This window comes from Wenzhouxiangella sp. XN79A, assembly GCF_012272825.1.
Taxonomy (GTDB): Bacteria; Pseudomonadota; Gammaproteobacteria; order Xanthomonadales; family Wenzhouxiangellaceae.
The window spans coordinates 37,114-62,291 of record NZ_JAAWWS010000121.1 but is presented as its reverse complement, the minus strand read 5'-3'; the positions used below and the strand labels follow the sequence as shown (position 1 = coordinate 62,291).

Annotated in this window: 20 protein-coding genes; 15 read left to right on the top strand and 5 right to left on the bottom strand. The window is 66.7% G+C overall.

Going from position 1 to position 25,178, the window contains the following annotated elements; genetic code table 11:
• Positions 1–69: 69 nt before the first annotated feature.
• Positions 70–1,311: an ISL3 family transposase gene (locus HFP89_RS00610; protein ID WP_168715701.1), complete on the bottom strand. Its 1,242-nt coding sequence runs from the start codon at positions 1,309–1,311 to the stop codon at positions 70–72.
• A gap of 468 nt (positions 1,312–1,779) precedes the next feature.
• On the opposite strand from HFP89_RS00610, the gene HFP89_RS00605 reads away from it, so the two are divergent.
• From HFP89_RS00605 to HFP89_RS00590, 4 genes are all read left to right on the top strand, one after another.
• Complete coding sequence (locus tag HFP89_RS00605; protein WP_168715700.1) at positions 1,780–2,388, top strand: hypothetical protein; 609 nt, start codon at positions 1,780–1,782, stop codon at positions 2,386–2,388.
• An 84-nt stretch (positions 2,389–2,472) separates the two neighbouring features.
• On the top strand, positions 2,473–3,441 hold the full coding sequence (locus tag HFP89_RS00600; RefSeq protein ID WP_168715699.1) for a hypothetical protein: 969 nt from the start codon (positions 2,473–2,475) through the stop codon (positions 3,439–3,441).
• A gap of 166 nt (positions 3,442–3,607) precedes the next feature.
• On the top strand, positions 3,608–4,192 hold the full coding sequence (locus tag HFP89_RS00595) for a LemA family protein (protein ID WP_168715698.1): 585 nt from the start codon (positions 3,608–3,610) through the stop codon (positions 4,190–4,192).
• A 58-nt stretch (positions 4,193–4,250) separates the two neighbouring features.
• On the top strand, positions 4,251–6,179 hold the full coding sequence (locus HFP89_RS00590) for a M48 family metallopeptidase (protein WP_168715697.1): 1,929 nt from the start codon (positions 4,251–4,253) through the stop codon (positions 6,177–6,179).
• A 96-nt stretch (positions 6,180–6,275) separates the two neighbouring features.
• On the opposite strand, the gene HFP89_RS00585 is transcribed toward HFP89_RS00590, so the two are convergent.
• Complete coding sequence (locus HFP89_RS00585; protein ID WP_168715696.1) at positions 6,276–6,785, bottom strand: hypothetical protein; 510 nt, start codon at positions 6,783–6,785, stop codon at positions 6,276–6,278.
• Between the two features lie 88 nt (positions 6,786–6,873).
• Positions 6,874–7,776 carry a DMT family transporter gene (locus tag HFP89_RS00580; RefSeq protein WP_168715695.1) on the bottom strand — a complete coding sequence of 301 codons (903 nt, stop codon included), beginning with the start codon at positions 7,774–7,776 and terminating at the stop codon, positions 6,874–6,876.
• Between the two features lie 231 nt (positions 7,777–8,007).
• On the opposite strand from HFP89_RS00580, the gene HFP89_RS00575 reads away from it, so the two are divergent.
• On the top strand, positions 8,008–8,187 hold the full coding sequence (locus tag HFP89_RS00575) for a hypothetical protein (protein WP_168715694.1): 180 nt from the start codon (positions 8,008–8,010) through the stop codon (positions 8,185–8,187).
• Positions 8,188–8,447: 260 nt separating this feature from the next.
• On the opposite strand, the gene glmS is transcribed toward HFP89_RS00575, so the two are convergent.
• Complete coding sequence (gene glmS / locus HFP89_RS00570) at positions 8,448–10,265, bottom strand: glutamine--fructose-6-phosphate transaminase (isomerizing) (RefSeq protein WP_168715693.1); 1,818 nt, start codon at positions 10,263–10,265, stop codon at positions 8,448–8,450.
• Positions 10,266–10,415: 150 nt separating this feature from the next.
• Here glmS and HFP89_RS00565 point away from each other — a divergent pair, with 150 nt between their 5' ends.
• The gene (locus HFP89_RS00565; RefSeq protein ID WP_168715692.1) at positions 10,416–11,294 is read left to right on the top strand and encodes a hypothetical protein; all 879 of its coding nucleotides are present in this window, start codon (positions 10,416–10,418) and stop codon (positions 11,292–11,294) included.
• Between the two features lie 39 nt (positions 11,295–11,333).
• Here HFP89_RS00565 and HFP89_RS00560 read toward each other — a convergent pair whose 3' ends face one another.
• Positions 11,334–11,879 (bottom strand): peroxiredoxin, encoded by a 546-nt coding sequence (locus tag HFP89_RS00560; protein WP_168715691.1) that lies wholly within the window; start codon positions 11,877–11,879, stop codon positions 11,334–11,336.
• Positions 11,880–12,044: 165 nt separating this feature from the next.
• On the opposite strand from HFP89_RS00560, the gene HFP89_RS00555 reads away from it, so the two are divergent.
• The 9 genes from HFP89_RS00555 (at position 12,045) to HFP89_RS00515 (ending at position 25,166) form a co-directional block, all read left to right on the top strand.
• Positions 12,045–14,258 (top strand): prolyl oligopeptidase family serine peptidase, encoded by a 2,214-nt coding sequence (locus tag HFP89_RS00555; RefSeq protein ID WP_168715690.1) that lies wholly within the window; start codon positions 12,045–12,047, stop codon positions 14,256–14,258.
• Positions 14,259–15,000: 742 nt separating this feature from the next.
• Complete coding sequence (locus tag HFP89_RS00550) at positions 15,001–15,813, top strand: DUF3450 family protein (protein ID WP_168715689.1); 813 nt, start codon at positions 15,001–15,003, stop codon at positions 15,811–15,813.
• Positions 15,810–17,249: a MotA/TolQ/ExbB proton channel family protein gene (locus tag HFP89_RS00545; RefSeq protein ID WP_168715688.1), complete on the top strand. Its 1,440-nt coding sequence runs from the start codon at positions 15,810–15,812 to the stop codon at positions 17,247–17,249. Before HFP89_RS00550 ends, HFP89_RS00545 begins: the two co-directional genes overlap by 4 nt.
• Before the next feature lies 1 nt (position 17,250).
• Positions 17,251–17,859: a MotA/TolQ/ExbB proton channel family protein gene (locus HFP89_RS00540; protein ID WP_168715687.1), complete on the top strand. Its 609-nt coding sequence runs from the start codon at positions 17,251–17,253 to the stop codon at positions 17,857–17,859.
• Positions 17,856–18,266: a biopolymer transporter ExbD gene (locus HFP89_RS00535; RefSeq protein WP_168715686.1), complete on the top strand. Its 411-nt coding sequence runs from the start codon at positions 17,856–17,858 to the stop codon at positions 18,264–18,266. Before HFP89_RS00540 ends, HFP89_RS00535 begins: the two co-directional genes overlap by 4 nt.
• An 18-nt stretch (positions 18,267–18,284) precedes the next feature.
• Positions 18,285–18,944, top strand: a complete 660-nt coding sequence (locus HFP89_RS00530; protein ID WP_168715685.1) for an energy transducer TonB — start codon at positions 18,285–18,287, stop codon at positions 18,942–18,944.
• Between the two features lie 5 nt (positions 18,945–18,949).
• Positions 18,950–20,137, top strand: coding sequence for a tetratricopeptide repeat protein (locus HFP89_RS16260; protein WP_168715684.1), 1,188 nt, complete (start codon positions 18,950–18,952; stop codon positions 20,135–20,137).
• Positions 20,107–23,340: a TonB-dependent receptor gene (locus tag HFP89_RS00520; protein WP_168715683.1), complete on the top strand. Its 3,234-nt coding sequence runs from the start codon at positions 20,107–20,109 to the stop codon at positions 23,338–23,340. The genes HFP89_RS16260 and HFP89_RS00520 overlap by 31 nt, the downstream gene beginning before the upstream one ends.
• Positions 23,341–23,474: 134 nt before the next feature.
• On the top strand, positions 23,475–25,166 hold the full coding sequence (locus HFP89_RS00515) for a hypothetical protein (protein ID WP_168715682.1): 1,692 nt from the start codon (positions 23,475–23,477) through the stop codon (positions 25,164–25,166).
• Positions 25,167–25,178: the final 12 nt, after the last annotated feature.

The following is a 25,178-nucleotide window of genomic DNA, read 5'->3' as shown; positions in this document are numbered from 1 at the left end:
GGCTATATCCGGATCTCGCAAAGCTCTGATCGCCCGCAGCGCCTGATCTGACTGTCTTTGCCGGCGTTTTCATAGTGTGCGGAACCGCACTGGAATTTGCCCAGGCAGATCGAGGTCTCCAACGGTCAGGTAGATCATGTCGGAGAACGCATCGAGATGGCGGAAGCCACTGGCGCGATTCTTGACGATCTTGACGATGCGATTGAGTCCTTCAGCAATAGCGTTGGTCACGCGGGTGCCGATGAAGGCCAGCACGGCATCCTGGTGGCGTCGGAGGGTATGGACGAACTTTCGCAGCGGCTCCAGGCGGCTGAGCAATGCACTTTTGGTCCACTGCTTCAGGAACCGCTCTGCCGCCCAGGGTGCCTGGTAGGTCCAGAAGTGCTCGAACTCTTCTTTCAGGCGCCAGGCGCGATAGATTCGCCGGTTGTGTTTGTCGAGCGCATTGAGGTTTTGGGTATCGCGCCGGCTTCGGGTCGACGAATGGCGTGAGAGCAGCCAGCGCAGCCCTTTGAGCGCCTTGCGTTCATCCCGGGTAGCCTCCCGCCACTGCTCTTTGCGAACCTCGTCGACGGCCTCGTTGAGCGCCTTAACGATGTGGAAGCGGTCCAGCACCAGGGTGGCGTTCGGGCAGTGTGTCTGGATGGCCCCGATGTAGGCCTGGCTCATGTCGCAGCAGGCGGTCTGGATCCTGGCCTTCTGGTAGTCGCTGAGCGCTTCGTTGAAGAACCGGTCGATCGCCGCTCGGGCCTTGCCCTGGCCGATCCAGACCACGCAGGAGCGCTCCAGGTCATAGACCAGCGTGGCGTACTTGTGACCCTTGTGATAGGAGATTTCGTCAACGCCGATGGTCTTGAGGCCTCGGATGCGATGGCCCTCGCGCAACCGGCCAATGGTGCGATGGAGCAGATCCGAAAGGGTCGAGGCGGGCAACCGCAGCAGCTGGGCGGCGGCCTTTTGCGGCATGATCTGGCAGTAGCGCAGCATCAGGTATTCAAAGCGGTGACTCACCCGGCTGCCCGCCTCAGACCAAGGTAGCTGCTCGGTCACCCGGCCGTGGGTGTCACAACAGATCTCACGCGGCCAGTACATCAGCCAGATCGACCAGGGTCCGACCGGAATATCACGCCAGTAGCGCACCTCGGAGCGCTGGCGAACGATACGTCCCCGCCGGCCGCACTCCGGACAGCGGCAGCCGTTCTTGTAGGGCTTGACCAATACCTCGAGCCGGTTGCCGCGCCGAAAGGCCAGTCCATTGCACCGGAAATCCTTGAACTTGAGCAGCTTTGCGATAAGCTTGTAGACGGTCATGGGGGTTCCTTTCTGTACTGTTTGTTCTGGAAAACAAAACTTTACAGGAGGCCCCATGACCTCTCAAATCAGACCGGATCAAGTCTGAAATCCGTTGCGAGATTCGGATAGACCCAGATAAATTCTGGAGCCTTCACGGCGAAGCACGTCCGATCATCAATGGCCGAAACATAGCCTGGCTGGTCGATCGCGCTCACGCGCAGGGTGCCGCCAAGGCGGCTCTTGAACGTTGGTCCACAAGGCGTTTTCACTCACTGCCGAAACCTTCAAAGCATGGCAAGAGTTTCCCGGGTAAGTGACAAAAACCGTGTTCACATATCGTTCACGGTTGCTCTTGTCGTATTTTTACTGCGCTTGAATGGCAAGCCGACAAAACGGCAAAGCGCAGCAGTAGGGAAAACTCGAGTCGAGAGCTGCCTTCGCATTCGGGCGCGATCTGTCATTTGGAAATCCGGAATGGAGGTCGTCATGAAACATCCGATGTTGGCTAGTGTCGCCATCGCAATGCTGCTTGCAAGCACTGCCGGCGCAATCGAGCCGACCGCTGTCACAGTGCTCGCCGAACATCGGGATTTCGTTGATGAAGCCGAGTCCGCTGACTTTACCCACGCCCCGATGCGCTACGAAGGACTGCCTTCGGAGGTTCGCTTGGCAATGGATCGAGCGGTCGCGCCAATCAGTAACGAGGCTGAACTGGTCGAGTACATCGCCAACACCGACCCAAGGAACAACCCTTTGAATCTTCTTTCGGAGGGCGCTCTGAAGGTGTTCCTCGGAACCCTTTCTTTCGGGCCCGAGGGGCTTGCTTCGTACAACAGCGCTGTACTCGAAGAGGAGCTTACGCCGACGGAATCCTATGCGGTGCCCGAACTTTTCGGGTTTCAGGAGTCAGTATCGGCACTCGAGAACCATACCGCGAGAACGGATATCGACAGAATGATCAAATGGTTCGGTTCGTGCCAGGAGAAGAATGGCGCAAAATGCGAAGGGAATGGCTACGTCAACGGCTTCTGCTTGGGCCAAGGGACCTGCGCACACGACGATAACTTCACTTGCCATCCGCCGTCCTGCGGCTGATCGTTCCGTTCCTCCATCAGGGCCCGGGCAGTCCCGGGCCCTTCTTGCTCGGAGCCGAACGGCTTAGAAAAAGGAGCTTGGACGATGCCTATGCCCGCCACCGCAGGATTCCTGCTTGTGATCGGTCTGGGGTATGCCGTACACGGTGAGTCCTCAGACCTCCAGGAAAGGAAGGCTGAATTCGACCGAGAAAGGATCGCCGCGATTCGTGAGTTCTTCGAGGTTGGCAGAACGGAAACGCGCAAGCGCATCCGGCAGGCATTCGATGATGCTTCGCTGGGTCCGTCGACACACCAGGACACACTCGAAGCCCTACCGAAAGCGAACCTCGAGCTCGGGCTGGCCGCCTTTCGCGCCTATGTCGACCATATCAATGATGTGAGTGCCGCTTATGTCCTGGTCGGTCTGTTGAGCGAGCTCTACAAGAGCACGTCTCCTGCAGAACGGGTTGTGGACAACCGGCCTGGTCACGCGCAGCGAGTCTACGACGTTCTACTCGGTGCGCGCTTTTTTTCTCTTGCAGAAGAACTCGCCGAGCGATTCGGCGATGAGATCGTCGAGTTTCCGTATTCCCCGCATTCCGTTGAACCACTTCCTGCGCGTTTTCCGGTCTACTTCGTCGATCAGAACCGAAACCTGCTCACGGCGTCATTGGCTGTCGGCCGCGATGAATGGCTGATTGGTTCTGTGAGTCCTGGCTGTGCGTTTTCGGTACGAGCGCTGCACTTCATCGAAGAAAACTTCGACGAGCTGGAGTCGCTTCTTCCCGAAAATACGGCCTGGATCGCCACACAGCGTCTGACCTACCTATTGCCGCGGCTGGAAGCGTTCAATCGACGGTTCGAACGTCTTCCTATGCGCGTCTCGGCCGACGATCAGCGGTGGCCGGACCCGATGGCCCTGGACATCACACCGATCTTCTATCGGGTCAAGGACGGCAAGGTGATCGAGAGACTTTCCGGCTGGTCCGGAGACGATGCGTCCGAGCGCTTCGTGGAGTTCCTGCGCGGATTCTCTGGCGTTCCCAGCAACCCGGAAGGGGGTCTCGAATAACGCCCGGGTGCCCACTCGGCCGGTGAAATCGCGACCCTCGCGGCCACGTGCCCTGGCCGCTCGCTTCCTGCTTCCAAAGAACAGGCGCTGCGGTCGGTACCGACGTGGTCCCCCGGGGGAGAATCCGCTACACTTCGATCGGTTACCTGAACGGAGGTCTGGGGTCATGGAATGGATCGTTCTCGGCGCGCTCGCGCTGCTGGTCGTCTACGCGGTCTCGATCTACAACCGGCTGGTCACGGCCAGGAATCGCTACAAGAACGCGTTCGCGCAGATCGACGTCCAGCTGACGCGGCGCTATGACCTGATTCCCAACCTCGTGGAAGTGGCCAAGAAGTACATGGCCCACGAAAAGGACACGCTCGAGGCCGTCATCCAGGCCCGCAATGCCGCGGTCACCGGGCTCAAGCAGGCCTCGTCCGACCCGGGCGATCCGGACAAGATGAACCAGCTCAACCAGGCCGAGCAGGGCCTGTCGGGCGCGCTCGGCCGGCTGTTCGCGCTGTCCGAGGCCTATCCTGATCTCAAGGCCAACGAGAACATGATGCAGCTGTCCGAAGAGATCACGGCCACGGAGAACAAGGTCGCCTTCGCACGCCAGGCCTATAACGACGCGGTGATGAACTACAACATCCTGCGCGAATCGGTGCCGAACAACTTCATTGCCGGTCCGTTCGGCTTCGGCCCGGCCCAGCTGCTGGAGATCGAGGACCCGGCCAAGCGCGAAGCCGTGAAGGTCGACTTCGGCTGATCCGCCGGGCGGCCCGGCCGCCCCGGCGTTCGAACCCTCGTCACAAGACCAGGCGCGCATGGACTTCTTCCGTCAACAGGATCGGGCCCGCCGCCAGACCCGGCTGCTGATCGTCGCGTTCAGCGCCGCGGTCCTGGCCATCCTGGTCGCGATGAACCTGCTGACCCTGACGATCTTCGGGCGATTCCAGTCGGCCGAGCAGGGCTGGTTCAGCCCGTCGTTCTGGTTGGCCAACGGCCAGGTCGTGGCGCTGACCAGCGCGGTCACGTTGGGCACGATCCTGCTGGCCAGCCTGTACCGCACGCTGCAGCTGCGCGGCGGCGGCTCCCAGGTCGCGCGGGAGCTGGGCGGCGTCGAGGTCGATGGCAGCACGACCGATCCCCTGCGCCGCCGGCTGCTCAACATCGTCGAGGAAATGGCGATCGCCTCCGGCGTGCCGGTCCCCGAGGTCTTCGTGCTCGATCACGAAGACGGCATCAATGCCTTTGCCGCAGGCTGGTCGCCGTCCGATGCGGCCGTCGCGGTGACGCGGGGAGCGCTGGAGAACTTGAACCGGGAAGAACTCCAGGGCGTCATCGCGCACGAATTCAGTCACGTCTTCAACGGCGACATGCGGCTGAATATCCGCCTGATGGGTGTGCTGTTCGGCATCCTCGTGCTGGCCGTGGCCGGACGCAGGATGCTGTCGTCGATGCGCTTCACGAGCGGCCGCAACCGCAACGCCAGCGCCATCCTGCTGATTGCACTGGCCGTCATGATCATCGGCTATATCGGCCTGTTCTTCGGCCGCTGGATCCAGGCCGCCGTCTCGCGCCAGCGCGAGTACCTCGCCGATGCCTCCGCCGTGCAGTTCACCCGCAGTCCCGACGGCATCGCCGGGGCGCTGAAGAAGATCGGCGCCTCGACCGCCGGATCGCAGCTGGTCGTCAACACCCAGGAAGTCGGCCACATGCTGTTCGCCAGCAGTCTGTCGAGCCGGCTGATGGCCACGCACCCGCCGCTGGTCGACCGGATCACCCGGGTCCAGCCGTCGTTCGATCCGTCGGAGTTCGCCGAGATCGCGGCCAGCATGGCGCGTCATCGCGAAGCCCGTGCGGCGCGCGCGGAACAGGAAGCGGTCGAGGCCGCGCGGCCGGCCCATGCGCTGCCCGGTGGGATCTCGCTCGAGGCCGACCGGCTCGCCGAGCAGGTCGGCCAGCCCGGCCTGGCCCAGATGCTGACGGTCGCGGCGCTATTGGCCGAGATTCCGGCGCCGCTGGAGCGGGCCGCGCATTCCGATGAATGGGCCCCGGAGTTGCTGCTGTTCCTGTTGATCGCGGCCGACCGCGAGTTGCGCGAACGCCAGCTGCTGATGGTCGCCGAGACCCTGGGCAGCGACAGCGAGGCCCAGGTCAGCAAGCTGCTGACGATCGAACCCGACCTGCCGGTTCGACTCCGCCTGCCGCTGCTGGAGATGGCCTTCCCCGCGCTGCGCCGGCGACCGCACGCGCAGTTGCTCGATTTCATGCGCCTGGTCGACCGGCTGATCGAGGCCGACGGCAGGACCACCGTGTTCGAATATGTGATGGCGCGGCTGCTGAACCGCGAGATCGAGGACGTGCTGCGCCCGCCGCGCCGGATGGTCGGCGGCAGGGCGCGTCTTCAGGACCACGCCGCTGCGGTGGCCGACCTGATCGCGATCTTCGCCCACCACGGCCAGCCGGACGACGCGCTGGCCGCTGGCGACGCGCGGGCCGCGGCGGTCGAGCGCATCGATGGCATCGAGACCGTGGACAGTGACGCCGGTCGCGACTGGCAGGGCCGGCTCGACGCAATCTTCCGCGAGCTCGACGACCTTTCGCTTGACGCACGTCGTGAACTGATCGAGGCGCTGGTCCGCAGCGCGCGCACCGACGGACGGATCGTGGCCGCCGAGTACGAGTTGCTGCGGCTGGTTGCCGGCCTGCTGCGGGTCCCCCTGCCGGTCCCGGCAGCGCCCGGCGCCTGAGGCCCGGCGCCGGCGAGCCGGTCACCGCGGTGCTCGCGGCAGATCGCCCCGGCGGCCGGGGCGAGTTCGGAATCCGGTACCGGCGTGTCTGCCCCGTCAGTGGCGGCAGTGCGGGCCGTGCCGATGGTCGGCCCAGGCCGGCCCGTCGTAGCCCCAGCTCCGCAGTTCACGCAGCTTGCGGGCGCGGCGCCGTGTTTCCTCGTCGATCCGGTCCGGTCGGGCCTGCAGCGCCCAGCGGTAGTGGCTGTGGTACCCGGTGCCCCAGCGCGGGTGATCGGAGTAGTAGCCCAGCGCGCGGGCCTCGCGAGCCTGGTGGACGGCGGTCGTTGCGTAGCGGTGGGCCTGCTCGCGGAGGTAGTGGCCGTGATCGTATCCGTAGCCATCGTGTCGGCGCCCGGAGCGGTGGTCGCGATGATGGCGCGGGCCCCGGTGGCCGTGGCGATAGCCGACCTTTACGGCCTGCGACGAGCCGGCGGCTTCGAGCAGCTCCAGCCGGACCGAAGTGCCGGCGTGGGCGGAGGCTGCGCCGGCGAGCAGGCCGGCGGCGAGCAGCGGAAGCGCCCAGTGGCGGACCGTGCGACGATGCAGTGACGTTCGATGGTTCATGAGCAGGGACCTCGCTTGGGGTGACAGTGCGAGGCCAGTCTGCGCGAGCGGCCTTGAACCGGCTCTGAACTCCTGATTCAAGCGCGGTTCAGGTGGCTCGATCGCCGGCCGGTGCAGGACCGTCGAGACGTTGCCGCGCCCGGCTGCGCAGGGTCACCCACAGCACGCCGAGAATCACCAGCGCGCCGCCGATCAGCAGTCGCGGCCCCGGCCGGTCGCCCCAGGCCAGCATGCCGAGCAGCACCGCCAGCACAGGGACCAGCAGCAGAAACGGCGTGACCTTCTGGATCTCGTGGCGCTGGACCAGCCAGTAGAACGTGCCGTGGCCGATGATCGAGGCCCCGATCGCCGAATAGCCCAGCGCCAGCCAGACCGGATCGCTGATCGGAATCCGAGCAATCGTCGTCAGCGGCGACTCCGTGGCCAGCGCCAGCAGCGCCAGCGGAACGAATGAGAGCAGCGCGTTCCAGGCCTGGAAGCCGAACACGTTCACCCCGCTGAGCCGACGCATGAAGATCGTGCCCAGCGCCAGGAAGAAGGCCGAGGCCAGGACCAGCCCGAGCACGTCGAGCTGGGCCAGCACCAGCGGATCCAGTCCGACCACCAGCACACCGCCGAAGGCCAGCGCGATCGCGCTGGTCGAGCGCCAGCCGATCCGCTCGCCGAGCAGCAGCACGGCCAGCAGCGTCGACATCGGCACGTAGACCTGCATCAGGATCGCGATCGACGAAATATCGGCCGAGCGCTCCAGCGCGATGAAGACCAGCCCGAAGTGCAGCGCACCCATGCACCAGCAGGCAGTCAGCAGGTTCAGCCACTGGCCGCGTGCCGGAGGCTTCAGGAACGGCAGCAGCAGCACCAGGACCACCGCCGCGCGCAGCGCGGTGAAGGTCATCGCCTCCAGCGCCTGGACGGCGACGGCGGCGGCGAGGAAGTTGCCGGCCCAGATCAGGCAGATCGCGAGCAGGGCGGCGCGATGGCTCAGCGGCATCGGGGAATCCAGGCGAAGCGGGGGGCGATTCTGACATCCCGGGCCCGGTCTGCGAACGAAAAGTGACGCAATCGGGGCTCCGACTGACGCGCAGCGTCACTTCGATCGGCCACGTTTCCGGGCCGGATCGCCTGAACCGCCCGTTTCACCGGGTCTTGTGGCCGTTGCCCGGAGTTTTGGCACGTTGTTTGCATTACACAGGGCAAGACCGCGAACCGTCAGGAACGCCAAATGTTCGACGACACCACGAATCACGAGGACCTGGACATGGACCTGAACAGCATCGATGCAGCAAACCTCGACGCCCTGATGGCTGAAGAAGCCATTCTCGACTGGCTGGTCGACCTCGAAGCCGAGGACGCCGACCTGGAAGCCAGCGCCAGCGACGAGTCCTCCGCGCTGTACAACTGATTCCCGGGGAAGGGGAACCTGAAGTAGCGAACCGGAAAAGGGGTTTTACCGGAACGCTCGCCTGCTCCTCCCATGGCAGGCTTGGGAAACCGACGCGCCCGCTCCAGAACCGGGCGCGTTTTTATTCGAAGGGCCGCGACGTGCAGCGTCGCGGCCCTTTCTTTTGCGTCCCATCGTGGTTCGGGACCGTGGGTGATGGCAACCGAATCGCGGGCGAGGCCCGCTCGCACGGAACCCGGCCGGCGCCGCGCCCGCGGCCGCTACTCCACCGTGACCGATTTGGCGAGGTTTCTCGGCTGGTCGACGTCGGTGCCGCGCAGCACGCCGACGTGGTAGGCCAGCAGCTGCAGCGGCAGCACCTGCAGGATCGGTGAGGCAGGACTGTGCTCGATCGGCAGGTGGACCACTTCGATGCCGTCGCCGCTGGCCAGGGTCACGTTGCGGTCGGCGAACACGATCATCTGGCCGCCGCGCGCCCGCACTTCGTGCAGATTGCCCTTGAGCTTCTCCAGCAGCCGGTTGCTCGACGCCGAGACGATCACCGGCAGATCGTCATCGACCAGCGCCAGCGGCCCGTGCTTCAGTTCGCCGGCCGCGTAGCCCTCGGCGTGGATGTAGGACACTTCCTTCAGTTTCAGCGCGCCTTCCAGCGCGATCGGAAACTCCGGTCCGCGACCGAGAAACAGCGCGTGGTGCTTGTCGGCGATGCCGGCCGCCAGTTCCTCGATCCGGTCCTCCAGCGTCAGCACTTCGCGGGCCTGCTGCACGACCTGGCCCAGCGACTCGGTGACTTCCCGCAGCGCCCGCTCGCCGAGCCCGTGCTCGCGGCCGAGCGCGGCGGCCAGCAGCAGCAGCAGGCTGAGCTGGGTGGTGAAGGCCTTGGTCGAGGCCACGCCGATCTCCAGCCCGGCGCGGGTCATCAGGACGTGGTCGCAGGCCCGGGTCAGCGCGCTTTCCGGCACGTTGCAGATGCCCAGCCGGGCCAGGTAGCGGCGCTCGCCGCTGCGCTCGAGCGCAGCCAGCGTGTCGGCGGTCTCGCCGGATTGCGAGATCGCCAGCATCAGGGTGTCGTTCGGCACTGCCGGTTGGCGGTAGCGGTACTCGCTGGCGATCTCCACGGTCACCGGCAGCCCGGCCAGCTGCTCGATCCAGTAGCGGGCGACCATGCCGGCGTGGTAGCTGGTGCCGCAGGCCAGGATGTGGATCGCGCGGACCCGCTTGAGCAGGTCCGGATCCAGCGACGGCAGCACCCGCGCGCCGTCCAGCGCGCCGTCCAGGGTCTCGGCGATCGCGCCGGGCTGCTCGTGGATCTCCTTGAGCATGAAGTGCCGGTAGTGGCCGCGATCGGCGCTGTCGGCCGGCAGCGAGGAAATCCGCACGTCGCGCGTGGCCGGTTCGCCGTCGAGGTCGAAGACCTCCACCTGCTCGAGCCTCAGGCAGGCGATATCGCCGTCGTCGAGGAACATCATCTGCTGGGTCAGCGGCACCAGCGCGGCGGCGTCGGAGGCGAGGAAATGCTCCCCGACCCCGACCCCGATGACCAGCGGGCTGCCGTGACGGACGCCCCACAGTCGGTCGGGGTGATCGCGGTCGAGCACACCGAGCGCGAAGCTGCCGGCCAGCCGATCGACCGCTGCGCGGATCGCCTTGTCCGGGGCCGCACCGCGGTCGAGTTCGCGGTGGATCAGGTGGGCGATGACTTCGGAGTCGGTTTCCGAGGCGAAGCGGTAGCCGGCGTCTTCGAGCTCCTTCTTCAGCGCTTCGTGGTTCTCGATGATGCCGTTGTGGACCACCGCGATGCGTTCGTCGGACAGGTGCGGATGCGCGTTGGCCTCGCTCGGTCGGCCGTGGGTGGCCCAGCGGGTGTGGGCCAGGCCGACATGGCCGGCGTGCCCGTCGCCGAGCAGGCCGGCCAGCGCGGCCACCTTGCCGACCGAGCGTTCGCGGATCAGCGCGTCGGCATGGTCGACGAAGGCCAGCCCGGCCGAGTCGTAGCCCCGGTATTCCAGGCGCTTCAGGCCGTCGATCAGCAGCGGGACGACATTGCGTTCGGCGATGGCCGCGACGATTCCGCACATGGTTGAACGGTCCCCGAGGGTGGTGGTCGAAACAGGCTGGCATCATAGCAGCGCAGCTCGTTTTCACGCGCGCGTGCGAAAACCGGCGTGCCGGCCCGAAGCCGGGCCGACGCACCGACGGTTCCAATGACGGCAAGGGAGTTCGACACCATGAACGGCAACCGACTGATCGACGCGCTTCTCGGCCTGGGGCTGCTCGTGCTGGCCCTGCCAGCGGCCGCCGAGACCCCGGAGTTCCTGCGCATCGACGTCACGCCCGACGGCCAGCCGCGCGCGCTGCAGGTCGCGGTGGCCGGCTACCGCGCCCCGGACGGCGCCGAGCTGGACCTGGTCGGTGCGGTGCACGTGGCCGACGCGGCCTACTTCCACGCGCTGAACCGGGTCTTCGACGACTACGACGTGGTGCTCTATGAACTGGTCGGCGATCCGGACGCGGCGCGCAGCGCGCCCGAGGCACGCGGCAGCTCGGCGATCGGCTGGCTGCAGGGCGGCATGAAAGACGTGCTCGGTCTGGCCTTCCAGCTCGACGAGATCGACTACCGGCGCGATCACTTCGTCCATGCCGACATGACCGCCGAGGAGTTCAGCGCCTCGATGCGCGAGCGCAACGAGTCGGTGCTGCAGCTGCTGTTCCGGGCCTGGATCGCCGGCCTGGCCCAGCAGACCCCGGAGCAGGCCGCCTCGGCCCAGGCGGACCTGCTGAAGGTGCTGTTCGCCGACGATCGCCAGCATGCCCTCAAGACGATGTTCGCCGAGCAACTGGCCGGCCAGAAGGACCTGCTCGACGCAATGGCCGGTCCGGATTCGACGCTGATCGTCCAGCGCAACCTCAAGGCGCTCGACGTGCTCGAGCAGGTCGGCCGGGAAGGCCACGAGCGGATCGCCTTGTTCTACGGGGCCGGCCACTTCCCCGATTTCCACCAGCGCCTGGTCGGTGAACTCGGCTACGAGCCCACCGGCATCACCTGGCTCGACGCCTGGCGGCTCGACCGCCCGGCCTCTCCGCGCGGGCCCATCGACGAGGGTTGAGCCCGGCAACGCCGCGCGGCGTTGCCGGATCCGGCACAGTCAGCCGGCCGGCGAATACTCCTCGCGCAGCGCTTCGAGGTCGGCCACCACGTCCTGGGTGTGGGTCTCCGGGTCGACCTGTTCGTAGTGCTTGACGATCACGCCGTTCGGGTCGACCAGGAAGGTCTCGCGCGCGGCGAAGTCCATCGAGCCCATCTCGCGCAGCACCCCGTAGGCCTCGCTGGCCCGGCCGCCGACGTCGGACAGGACGGGAAACGGCAGCTTGTACTTGTCCGAGAACGCACGCTGGTCCTCGACGGAATCGACGCTGATGCCGACCACGTCGGCGCCGGCGCCGCGGATCGCGTAGATGTTGTCGCGGAAGTTGCAGGCCTCGGTCGTACAGCCCGGCGTGTCGGCCTTGGGATAGAAGTAGACGACCAGCCAGCGGCCGCTGAAATCGTCGAGGGCGTGGCGGTCGCCGTACTGGTCGGGCAGGTCGAAGGCCGGCGCCGGCTCGCCGACGGTCTGGGCGCCGGCCACGCCGAACGCGGCGGCCAGCACCAGGGCGGACAATCCGGCGCTGAGGCGGCTGAGTCTGGACATTCGAAAACTCCTTGGCAGATGGTTCGCAGGCCCTGAAGTGTACGCCTGCCCCGTGAGCCGGAAGGCAGGCTTGAGCGCCCTGCGGACCGCCGCTATAGTCGTCGGCTTCGATCGATGCGGTGGGCCCGCTGCCGCGTCCTTGCCCCACGTTCCAGGAGAACTTCGATGTCGACCCCGTTCCGCTGCCTGCTCCTCGCCCTGACCGTGCCGGTCCTTGCTGCATGCCAGCCGGCCGATCCGCCGGACGACGCATCGCCCGCGGCGCCGCCGCAGGCCGGTCCGGTCGAGGCCGCGTCCTCCGACGCCGCCGAGTCGATCGCATATCCGGCCACCGGGACGGTCGCTGTGGTCGATACCTATCACGGGGTCGAAGTGGCCGACCCGTATCGCTGGCTCGAGCAGGACGTGCGCGAGTCCGACGACGTGGCGGCCTGGGTCGCCGCCCAGAACGAGGTCACCGATGCCTACCTCGACACGCTGGCGGCGCGCGAGTACTTCACCGATCGGCTGCAGGCGCTGTGGGACTACGAGCGCTTCGGCAGCCCGGTCGAGCGCGGCGGCACCTATTTCTTCACCCGCAACGACGGCCTGCAGGACCAGTCGGTGCTCTACGCCGCCGATGGCCTCGACGCCGAGCCACGGGTGCTGATCGACCCGAACCGCTGGTCCGACGACGGCACCGTCAGCCTGGCCCATTGGGTCCCCAGCCCGGACGGCCGCTTCGTCGCCTACGGCATCCAGGACGGCGGCTCGGACTGGCGGACCTGGCGGGTGCTCGACGTGGCCTCCGGCGAGGTGCTGGACGACGAACTGAACTGGCTGAAGTTCACCTCGGTGGCCTGGCGGCCCGACGGCTCGGGCTTCTACTACAGCCGCTACCCGGCCCCCGAGTCGGGGGCGGAGTTCCAGTCGCTGAACCTCGACCAGAAGGTGTACTTCCACGCCCTCGGCGACGTCCAGGCCGACGATGCGCTGATCCACGAGCGCCCCGACCAGCCCGAGTGGGGCTTCCAGACCGCGGTCAGCCACGACGGTCGGTATCTGGTCATCACGGTATTCCACGGCACCGACAACCGCTACCGGGTGGCCTACAAGGACCTCGAGGATCCCGCCGCGGAGGTCGTCACGCTGATCGACGAATTCGCCCACGACTACAGTTTCATCAGTCACCGCGACGGTGAGTTCCTGTTCTTCACCAACGACGATGCGCCGCGCTACCGCGTGGTCGCGATTGCGCTGAACGAGCCGGCCACCCGCCGCGAGATCATTCCCGAGAGCGAGCACGTGATGCAGGGCGCGGCCGACGTCGGCGGCCGGCTGGCCGCCTCGTACCTGGTCGACGCGAAGAGCGCGCTCCGGGTGTTCGAGCTCGACGGCACGCCGGTCGGCGAGGTCGAGCTGCCGGGCATCGGCTCGCTGGGCGGCTTCAGCGGCAAGCCGACCTCGAACGAGGCCTTCTTCAGTTTCTCCAGCTTCAACCGCCCGCCGACCCTGTATCGCTATGACGTGGCCACCGGCGAGCGCTCGGCCTGGCGCTCGGCCGAAGTCGACTTCGACCCCGAGGCCTACACGGTTCGGCAGGTGTTCTACCGCTCCGCCGACGGCACCCGGGTGCCGATGTTCATCGCCCATCGCAGGGACGTGACGCCGGACGGCACCACGCCGACGCTGCTGTACGGGTACGGCGGATTCAACATTTCGCTGACCCCGTCCTTCGCGGTCCAGAACCTGGCCTGGATGGAGGCCGGCGGTGTCTACGCCATGGCCAACCTCCGCGGTGGCGGCGAATACGGCCGCGAGTGGCACCAGGCCGGCACCAGGACGACCAAGCAGAACGTGTTCGACGACTTCATCGCCGCGGCCGAATACCTGGTCGACGAGGGCATCACCTCGCCCGAGCATCTCGGCATCTACGGTCGCTCCAACGGTGGACTGCTGGTCGGAGCGACGATCAACCAGCGCCCCGAGCTGTTCGCCGCCGCGCTGCCGGCGGTGGGCGTGCTGGACATGCTGCGCTTCAACCAGTTCACCGCCGGCCGGTTCTGGGTCGACGACTACGGCACCCCGGACAACGCCGAGGAGTTCCGCGCGCTCCATGCCTACTCACCGGTCCACAACGTCGCCGCCGGCCGGGACTACCCGGCGGTGCTGATCACCACGGCCGACACCGACGACCGCGTCGTGCCGAGCCACTCGTTCAAATATGCCGCCGCACTGCAGGCGGTCGACACCGGTACCGCGCCGACGCTGATCCGGATCGAGACCCGGGCCGGTCACGGCGCCGGCACGCCGGTCTCGATGCTGGTCGACCTCTACGCCGACCAGTGGGCGTTCCTGGCCGAGCACACCGGGCTGACGCCGCGGCGCGCGATGCGGTGATTGATGAACCACTCGATGCACCACTCGGTGCGCCCATCGACGCACGGACCGCTGTACTGATCGGCCCGGCCTGAACCACCGGGGCCCGGCCGCAGGGCCGGGCCAGGGCGTCGCGGACGGCACGGCAGGCGGCCAGCAGGTCGGCCACTCGATCGGCCGCCGCCCCGGCCTCGAGCCGGGCGGCCAGCGCGGATTCGGCGGCCAGCGGGTCGTCGCGGACACCGGCGTCGAGGGCTGCCATCAGCCAGCGTTCGTCGGCGGTGACCGGTCGCGGCGAGGTTTCGGCCCGGGCCAGGTCGAGTCGATCGTCCAGGGCGTCGGCAACGGCGTCGCGGAATCGGGCGACCGGGCCGTCGACCGCGCGCCGGAGCGCGATCAGCCAGGCCATTCGGGGAAGCGTCGGGGCGTGCATGCGTGCGCTCGAGGGTTCGTGGGGGAGAGCCTGCAAGTTATCGCAAACGATTCGCATTTGCAACAGTGGTCGCCATCGGCCCCGGCATCGGCCCCGGCATCGGCCCCGGCATCGGTCCTGTCGAGCGGTCGAGCACGGCCGATCAGCGCCCATCGACAGCCGTGATCGGCGGCCGGCGTCCGCCCCGCTTCGGCCACCGTTTCCGGCTCGGGTCGGGCCCGGAACCGCCCTGCAACATTTCTGCAACGTTCGCGTCACCGACGTGACATTTTGCGTGCCTAGTGTGCGAGTTCTTGTCGAAGCCGCTGTCGTGCGGATCGTGGAGGACCCATGCTGGATACATTCTGCCGGGCCGGCGGTATCGCCCGGATCGCGGCGCTGGCGCTGCTTGCATCGCTGCTGGTCGCCGCCGAGGTTCGCGCGCAGGACGACCTGGACGCGCTGGCCGAGGAGCTGGTGCGTCTTCGCGGCGACGTGGAGTCGCTCAACACCGAGCTCAACAGCGCCCAGGAGCAGCATCGCGCGCGGATGAATTCGCTGGCGGCCCAGAAGGGCGACCTCGAGGCCACCCGCCGCCGCGAGGACCTGCGCATCCGGCAGCTCGAAGAAGACCTGGCCGACAACCGGGCCCGCGCCGAACAGGCCGGCATCGCCGGTGAGGCGCTGGTGCCGGTCGCCGAGCGCGCGATCGCCGACCTGCGCCGGCATATCGAGGGCGGCTTCCCGTTCAAGGTCGACGACCGGCTGGCCGCGCTCGACGAGATCGCCAACCAGCTCGCGTCCGGTGCGCTGGCCCCGCCGCGGGTCATCAACCGGCTGTGGTCGTTCTACGAAGACGAGCTCCGGCTGACCCGTGAGAACGCGCTGTACGCCCAGATCATTCCGCTCGACGGTGACCGGGTGCTGGCCGACGTGGCCAAGATCGGCACCGTGGCGATGTACTTCGAGACCCGCGACGGCCGCTTCGGCCAGGCGGTGCGCAGCGGCGAGGCCTGGCGCTTCGTCGAGCTCGAGAACCGCAGCGATGTGCAGCAGGTCCAGGCCCTGTTCGATTCGCTGAACAAGCAGATCCGGGCCGGATATTTCGTACTGCCGAACGGATCGATCCGTCCGGCGGCCAACCGGGGGGAGCGCGCGGAATGAACACGTCGAACATGGATCGGTGCCTGCGTGCAGCGCTGCTCGGCATCGGGCTGGCATTGATCGGCGCGCCGGCGATCGCTCAGGACGCACCGGTCGAAGACGCCGCCGCGCCGGTCACCGAGTCCGCAGCGGCCGTCGAGCCGCCGCCGCCGGAGGTCCAGGCGCCGTCGCTGGAGCAGGCCTACCAGCGCGAATTCGCGTTCCTGCAGGGACAGAAGGCCGACCTCGAGCGGCGCCTGGCCGAACTGCAGGACCGGATGGGGGCCGAGCAGTCAGAGCTCGAGGCCGAGATCCGGGCGCTGGAAGCCGAAGTCGTCGAGATGGGCGGCGAGGCCGATCGGCTCGAGGACCGGGTCTTCGAATCCGAGCTGGCCGTCGATACCGCGCGCGAGAACACCGACGTGCTGGCCTCGACCTTCCTGCAGGCCGATTTCAGCCTTGCCGAGGCCTATTCGCCGGACCTGGGCGACCGTGCGCCGGCCGCCGAGGACGTGTCGGGCCTGTTCGATGCCGCGCTCGGCGTGCTGCGCGATGCCGGTTCGATCCGCGTCGAGGACGGTGAGTTCTTCCTGATCGACGGTGCCCGCGTCGACGGTCGCATCGTCGAGATCGGCGGCATCGCGGCCTACGGCGTCAGCCCGCGCGGCAGCGGCGTGCTGGCCCCGGCCGGCGACGGCGGGCTGAAGCTCTGGAACGAAGACACCGCCGAGGTCGCCGAAGCGCTGGCGGCCGGTCGCGCCCCGGACAGCCTGCCGATCTTCATCTTCGAGTCGACCGCGACCGAAGTCGAGAAGAAGGGCACCAAGGGCCTGTTCGACGTGATCCGATCCGGCGGCGTGATCGGCTGGATCATCTTCTACCTCGGCCTGCTCGGCCTGGCGCTGGTGGTGCTGCGCGTCGTGTTCCTGCAGCGCGCCAGCGCCTCGACGTCGAAGATCCTCGACGCGGTCAGCGGCCATGTTCGCCGCGGCGACGCTTCGGCGGCGCTGGACGTGCTGAAGCGCAAGAAGGGCTCGACCTCGCGCGTGGTCAGCGCGGCCATCCGCAACCTCGATCGCGACCGTGAACACCTCGAGGACATCGTGTCGGAGGCCATCCTGCACGAGTCCTCGCACCTGAACCGCTTCGGCGCGTTCATCATGGTCATCGCCGCGGTTTCGCCGCTGCTGGGCCTGCTCGGCACGGTCACCGGCATGATCTCGACCTTCGATGTGATCACCGAGTTCGGCACCGGCGATCCGAAGCTGCTGTCGGGCGGCATCTCGATCGCGCTGGTCACCACCGAACTGGGCCTGATCGTGGCCATCCCGATGCTGGTGTTCGGCAACCTGCTGTCGGGTTGGGCCGAAGGCATCAAGGACGACATGGAAAAGGCCGCCCTGCGGGTGATCAACCAGTACTACGAAGGTCGCGCACGCGGAGTGGAGTCGGCCTGAGATGTTCGCGCTGCTGTCCGATGACCTGCGGTTCTACTTCGAAATCGGCGGTTACGTCATGCCGCCGCTGGTCGTCGCGACGTTCATCCTGTGGTTCGCCATCGGGTATCGCTTCGCTGCGCTGCGCCGAGGCTCGGCGCGTTCGGCCCGCGTGCTGCTGCAGCGCAACGCCAAGCGCGTTCGCCATGCGCCCCGCGGCCTGATCGAACGCGCCGTACTGCGCGGCCTGGAGATCGCCGAGCAGAACCCGCCGAACCTGCGTCGCTGGCTCGACGACGCCTTCGCCGAGTACGAGACCACGACCAAGCGCTTCCACAAGCTGATCCTGACCATCGTGACCGTCGCCCCGCTGCTCGGGTTGCTCGGCACCGTGTCGGGAATGATCGAGACCTTCGATTCGCTGGCCGACATGTCGCTGTTCTCCCAGTCCGGCGGCATCGCCGGCGGGATTTCCCAGGCGCTGTTCACCACCCAGATGGGCCTGGCCGTGGCCATCCCCGGGCTGGTCGTCGGCGGTCTGCTCGACCGCAAGGCGCTGCACCTGCGCACCGAACTGGCCCAGGTCAAGGACCTGATCTGCGCCGAACACGAAGAGGCGAAGACCGCATGAGATTCCGTGAACGCACCGACACCGAACAGCGCGTGGACATCTCGCCGCTGATCGACATGGTCTTCATCCTGCTGATCTTCTTCATGGTCTCGACGACCTTCGTCAAGGACATGAAGCTGGACCTGAACCGCCCCAGCGCGTCGAGTGCGACCACCGCCTCGACCAAGGCGATTCGCCTGTACATCGACAACAGCGGCGACACCTACCTGGACGGCCAGCCGATCCGGGTCTGGGTCATCCAGAGCCGCCTGCGCGACCTGCTGGCCTCGTCCGGTGAGTCGTCGGTGCTGGTCGTGACCGACGACCAGGTGCCGGCCGGACGGCTGGTCGAGGTCGTCGACCAGGCCCGTCGGGCCGGTGCGCAGGACGTCGGTGTGGCCACCGTGGACGAAGCCGGCGCGGGCTGACCGCGCAAGGAGACCCCCATGAACACCACCGTCACCCAACTCACACAGCGCAGCCGGTTCACTCCGATGCTGTCCGGGCTCGTCTTCATGCTGCTCGGCTCGGCCCTGGTCATCGGCACGCTGCTGATGATCAACCGCCTGGCCGAAGGCCCGGAATCGCCTGATGTCGTCCAGACCTCGGAATTTTCCGTCGAGCGCAAGCCGGAACCGCCGCCGCCGCGCGTCGAGCGGCGCGAGCCGCCGAAGCCGCAGCGGCGCAGCCAGCAGGCCCCGCCGATGGTCAGCCTGGACTCGTCGCTGTCGGGCATCGACTTCGGCATTCCCGGCTTCGAGGCCGGCAACCTGAACGACCTGCAGGACCAGCTGCTCGGCGACACCAACGATGTGGTCATGACCGACGATTCGGTCGATGCACCGCCGCGCCCGACCTACCAGGCGCCGGTCGAATACCCGCGCGGCGCGCGCTCGCAGGGTGTCCAGGGCTACGTGGTGCTGTCGCTGCTGATCTCGGCCGCCGGCGAGATCGAGAAGGTCCAGGTGCTCGAAGCCCAGCCGGCCGGGGTGTTCGACCAGGCCGCCATCGAAGGCGTGCGCAACTGGCGCTTCGAGCCGGCCCAGTACCAGGGCCGCAACGTCAAGGTCTGGGCGCGGCAGCGCGTCCGCTTCGACCTGAGTTGATCGCCGTGTCGCCCGCGTTCCGGCTGTTGATCCCCGTTGCCCTGGCCGGCCTGCTGCTGGCCGGGACCGCCGGCGCGCAGGATCCGGCCGCGGAGGCCATGGGCGAGGACGTCGAGCGGCTGCCGCTGGCCGCGCTGCTGATCGGCGACGGCAATTACCAGCGCGCCCGCAGCGTGCTGGCCGGCGTGGACCTGGACGACGAAGAACTCGATCGGGTCCGGTACCACACGCTGGCCGGGCTGGTCGCGCTGAACCTGAACGAGCATTCGCTGGCCGTGCGCGAATTCGGCGACGCGATCGCCGCCGGCCAGACCGAGCCGGTGGTCTGGCTGTACCTGGCCCAGGCGCATTTTTCGCAGGACCAATTCGTCGAAGCACTCGATGCGCTGGACCGGGCCGGGCCCGAGACCACGCGCATTCCTTCGGTCTACCTGATGCGCGCCCAGGCCTACTGGCAGCTGGAGCGGTACGAGGCGGCCTGGGCGGTGCTGTCCGAAGGCCGGGCGATCTTTCCCGACCGGGCCAGCGAGTTCGCCCGCCGCCAGGTGTTCCTGCTGGTCGACCAGGGGCTGTACCAGGAAGCCGCCGAACAGGGCCGGGCGTTCCTCGACACCGAGCGCGCCGGCATCGACGACGCGATCGCGATCGGCAACGCACTGCGCCAGAGCGGGCAGTACGGCGAGGCCGCACGCATCCTCGAAACCGCCCGGGTCCAGGCGCCCGACAACGCGACCGTGGCCAAGGTCCTGGCCCATACCTATCTCGACCAGGACATGACCCTGGCCGCCGCCGAAGTGATGCGCCAGGCCGCCGCGTTCGACCCGACGCTGGTCTCGGAAGCCGCCGAGCTGTACCGCCGGGCCGGCTGGCTGATGGAGGCGCTGACCCTCAACGCCCAGGTCATCGACCAGGCGAAGAAGTTCAAGCAGCGGCTGGCCATCTTCATCGAGCTGGGCCGCTTCGACCAGGCTGCCGGCATGCGCGACGACCTGGTCCGCACCGGCCTGCTCGACGATCCCCGCGAAGGCGAGGACATCCGCTACGCCCTGGCCTACGCCAACTTCAAGGTCGGCGACTTCGCGGCCGCCGAAGACCAGCTGGTCACGCTCGAGCGCGCCGACCTGTTCCGCAAGGCCACCGAGCTGCGCCGCGTGATGGCCCAGTGTGCCGACGAACCCTGGCTCTGCCGCTGACCGACATGACCTCGACACCTTGCTTCCGTTCGCCGTCGCTGTTGCGATGGGCTGCTGTCCTGCTGCTGGCGATGGCTGCATCCATGGTCTCGGCACAGGACGATGCGACATCGGCCATCGCCGAATCGGCCGGGCCGCCGGCCCGGGTCTCGGTGCTGGTGTTCGAAAACGGCCGGCCGGTGCCGGACCTGAACCTCAGGATCGGTGAGACCGCCGGTCGCAGCGACGAGAACGGCAGCTGGTCCGTATCGGTTTCCGCCGGCCAGACACGCCTGACCGTGTTCGACAACGCGCTGGCGCTGACCGCCCTGCCGCTGACCCTCCGGGCCGGTGAACTGCTACAGGTCATCGTCACGCTCCGAGGCGAATCGCGCCGGGCCTTCGTCAGCCTCGAGTCGTCGATGCCACTCGACGAGAGCGCGCTGCCGCAGCCGGCCGCGACGATCGAGGTCGAAGGCGAGGGCGTGCTGGTCGGCCAGGTCCGCTCGTCGGAAGACGGCAGCCCGGTCGTCGACGCCCGCCTGTTCGTCTCCGGCACGCCGGTCGAGGCGCGCACGGACGACGAGGGTCGATTCCGCATCGACCTGCCCGTCGGCACCTACTCCGTGTCCGTGCTGCACAGCGAGTTCGCCACCCGCACGATCGAGGGTGTGGAGATCGCCGCCGATGCGCAGACCGAACGCAACTTCGAGCTGCCACCGGCCGGCCTGGAGCTGGCCGAGTTCGTGGTCGTCGAGCCGTTCATCGAAGGCTCGCTGAGCTCGGTCATCGAAGAGCAGCGCCAGACCGCCAGCGTCGCCAACGTCCTCGGCGCCGAGCAGATCTCCCGGTCCGGTGACTCGAGCGTCGGCAGCGCCCTGTCTCGCGTCACCGGCCTGACCCTGGTCGACGGCCAGTTCATCTACATCCGGGGCCTGGGCGAGCGCTATTCGTCGACCCTGGTCAACGGCGCCAACGTCCCCAGCCCGGACCCGACCCGCAAGGTCGTCCCGCTGGACCTGTTCCCGACCGGCGTCATCCGCTCGATCCTGGTCCAGAAGGGCTACTCGCCGGACATGCCCGGCGACTTCGGCGGTGGGGTGGTCGAAATCCGCACGCGCGGCATTCCGGAAGAGGATTTCTTCTCCATCGAGCTGTCGGGCGGCTACCGCGAGGGCACGACCTTCAAGGACGGTCTGACCTACGCCGGCGGCGGGCGCGACTGGACCGGGTTCGACGACGGCACGCGTGACATCCCCGCGGCGATCGCCGAGATCATTGCCGACGGCACCAAGCTGCCGCCGCTTCGATCCACGTTCACTCCTGACGGTCTGACCGCCGAAGAGCTCGAAGCGCTCGGGGAGTCGTTGCCCAACGTCTATGACGTCGATCGAGAGGAAATCGGGCCCGATGTCGGCGTATCGATCGAGGGAGGAAAACGGTTCGAGATCGGCAGCGACTGGGAGCTGGGCGCGAACGGCTCGATTCTCTGGGACGACTCGTGGCGAACGCGCAATGAGCTTCGCCAGACCTTCATTCCACTCGGTGACGGCTCGCTGCGTTCCAATGACAGCTTCGACCTGATCCGCACCACGCGGACGATCGGCCTCAGCGGCTTCCTTACCGCCGGGGTCAACTACCGCGACCTTCACGAGATCGACGTGACGTCCATGCTGCTGCGCCAGACCGAGGACGAGACCGTCGAGCAGACCGGGTTCAACCTCGACGAGGATGGCATCATTCGCTTCCGCGAGCTGGAGTGGGAAGAGCGCGAGCTGTTCACGATGCAGATCGAGGGCGCGCACGTGCTCCCGTTCCTGAACAGCGCTCGCCTGGAGTGGGATTACTCCGACTCTGCCGCGTCGCTGAGCACGCCGGACAGTCGCCGGTATCGCTATGACCCGGATGACGAGGCGGGCTTCATCTTCTCCCGCCGCGCCGACTCGAACATTCGTCGTTATACCGAGTTGGACGATGAAGCGATCGATTACGGCGCCGACTTCGAGCTACCGTTCGAAGCGGGAGGGTGGCTGAATGCCAAGCTGAAGTTCGGCTACCGCAACGTCGACAAGCAACGCCAGTCCACCATTCGGCGATTCACGTTCGATGACATCTTCAACATCAGCGAGGAGGACCGGCGTTCGCAGTCCCTGGAAGATATCCTGGCGCCCGAGAACATCGGTCCGGACGGTGCCCGGTTGCTCGAGATTACACGAAACAGCGACAACTACGCGGCCTCGCTGGACATCGAGGCCTACTATGCGAACCTCGATTTCACCCTCTGGGAGCGATTGCGCATCGCCGGCGGGCTGCGCGTCGAGGACTGGGCGCAGAACGTCCGGACCTTCAGCCTGTTCGAACAGGATGCGGTGGAATCGGAGTCGAACCTCGGTGAGCAGGACCTGTTCCCGGCCGCATCGCTGACCTGGTTCATCACCGAGAACCAGCAGCTTCGGGTCAGTTATGCCGAAACGATCATCCGGCCGGACTTCAAGGAGCTCTCGGACTCGCCATTCACCGACCCGATCCTCGAGCGGGAGGTGGTCGGCAACCCGAACCTCGTTCCCTCCAGCGTCCAGCACCTCGACGCGCGCTGGGAATGGTATCCGGCACAGGACGAGCTGGTTTCGTTCGGGGTGTTCTACAAGCTCATCGATCAGCCGATCGAGCTGACCGTCCAGCCGGGCGTCGAGCAGCGTCTGAGCTTCACGAATAACGATGAAGCGGAAAACTTCGGTATCGAACTCGAGGCTCGAAAGACGCTGGGTTTCGTCGGCGACTGGTTCGGCGGGCGTTCCTGGCTCCAGCGCTTCTACGTCGCCGGAAACCTGTCGGTGATCGAGTCGGAAATTTCGATCCTGCCCGAGAACCAGGGCATCCTGACCGAGATCTCGCGGCCGCTGCAGGGCCAGTCACCGATCATCGCGAACCTGCAACTCGGCTACGACGATGAGGATGTCGGCATCGAAGCTACCCTGCTGTTCAACTACGTCGGCGAGCGGATCACCGAGGTAGGCGTGCTGGGTGCGCCGGACAAGAAGGAGCAGCCGACCGGCACGATGGATTTCGTGTTCCGTTGGCAATGGAGTGATCATTGGTCGTTCAAGACCAAGCTCGGCAACCTGCTCGACGCGGAGTTCGAGATCAAGCAGGGACCTGAAACCACCCAACGCTATCGCAACGGCCGTACCGCGAGCATCGGGATCACCTACGATTTCCTTTGAGCGCGGCGCCTGTCATGTTTCTGCAATGGCAGGGTCATTTGGTTGAAATCGGCCGCCCCTACTCTCTGCAGTCCTAGCATGACCGGGTACGCCCGCTGTTTCGAGTCACACTCACCACTGCAGAGGAAGACATCATGTTCAACAATTTCAAGCGCAACGCACTTGTGCTGGCCGCCGGCGCCGCGATCTGCGCCCCGTCCGCGCACGCGTTCGTCGTCAACGATACGTTTGCCGGCAACTGGGGCGATGTCGATGGCGGTAGCCGCGGTCTGATCATCGACATTCTCGAGAACCGCGCGCCGGCTGGCGATTTTGCTCCGGCGGTTCTGGTCGAATGGTTCACCTACGACGAGGATGGGAACCCGTTGTGGTTGATCTCCAACACCGCCCAGATCGACCGCGACACCAACACGGCTTCGCTGCAGTTCCTGGAATTCGCCGGCGGAGCTTTCGCAACACCGGATCTCGGCTCGCCGAGCAGCAGCGCCTGGGGTTCGGGGACCTTGACGTTCAATAGCTGTAACGAAGCCGTGCTCGAATTCGACGGTGCCAATGGCACCGGCACCACGACCTTCACCAGCCTGACCGAAAGCACCCAATGCGTGGTCGACGAAGTGTTCTCCGGCTGCCCGGACTTCGCCAGCGCAGGCCCGGTTGAAGGTTCGTGCATCATCGGTGGCGGCGATCCGATCACCGACGACATCACCCTGACCAACGAGACCACCTGGCTGATCCAGGGTCAGTTCGTCATCGGCAACGGTGGTTCCGTGACGATCGAGCCCAACACCGAGCTGGTCGGCGGTACGCTGGGTGATCTCGACACCTTCATCGTCGCCCAGGGCGGCAAGGTCTTCGCCGAAGGCACCCAGGAAAACCCGATCGTGATGCGCGGTTTCCTGGCCCAGGGCCGTGGTGAGTGGGGCGGCGTCGTGGTCAACGGTTTCGCGCCGATCAACGGCTGCGCCGAGGGTGTCGAGGTCTGCACCGCACAGGGCGAAGGCAACTCCGGCACCTACGGCGGCAACGATCCGGACGATAGCAGCGGCGTGTTCCGCTACCTGATCGTTTCCAACGCCGGCATCCTGTTCAACGAAGAGAACGAGCTGAACGGCATCGCCTTCCAGGGCGTCGGTCGTGGCACGACCATCGAGTACGTTCAGGTTCACCTGAACACGGATGACGGCATCGAATTCTTCGGCGGCACGGCCAACGCCAAGCGCTTGGTCCTGACCGGCATCGGTGACGACAGCCTCGACTGGACCCAGGGCTGGCAGGGCAAAGTCCAGTACCTGGTAGCCAAGCAGTACACCGACGACGGCGACCAGGGCATCGAAGCCGACAACAACGGCGACGCCAACGACTCGCTGCCGCGCGCCCTGCCGTTCATTGCCAACGCGACGTTCATCGGCGCGCAGGACACCGGCTGGCTGATCCGCGAAGGCACCGGCGTGGCCATTGCCAACTCGATCGTGACCGGCTTCGGCGATGCCTGTGTCGACATCGATCAGGAGTCGACCTTCAACAACTCCGAAAACCTGACCTTCAACAACAACATCATCGGCAACTGCGGCGGCGGTGCCTTCGACGATGAAGCCGGCGACCCGTTCCTGGTTTCCGACTTCGTTCTGGGCCAGCTGGGCAACGTCCAGGCCGACCCGATGCTGAACAACTACATCCCGATGCCGGGCTCGCCGGCGCTGAACGTCGCTCCGGTGCCGTTCACGGACTCGTTCTTCGACAACGTCAACTACGCCGGTGCCGTTCCGAGCCAGGGCGACGACTGGACCAAGGGCTGGACGGTCGGCCTGGATCGCGACGCCCCGTAACACAGTACGACC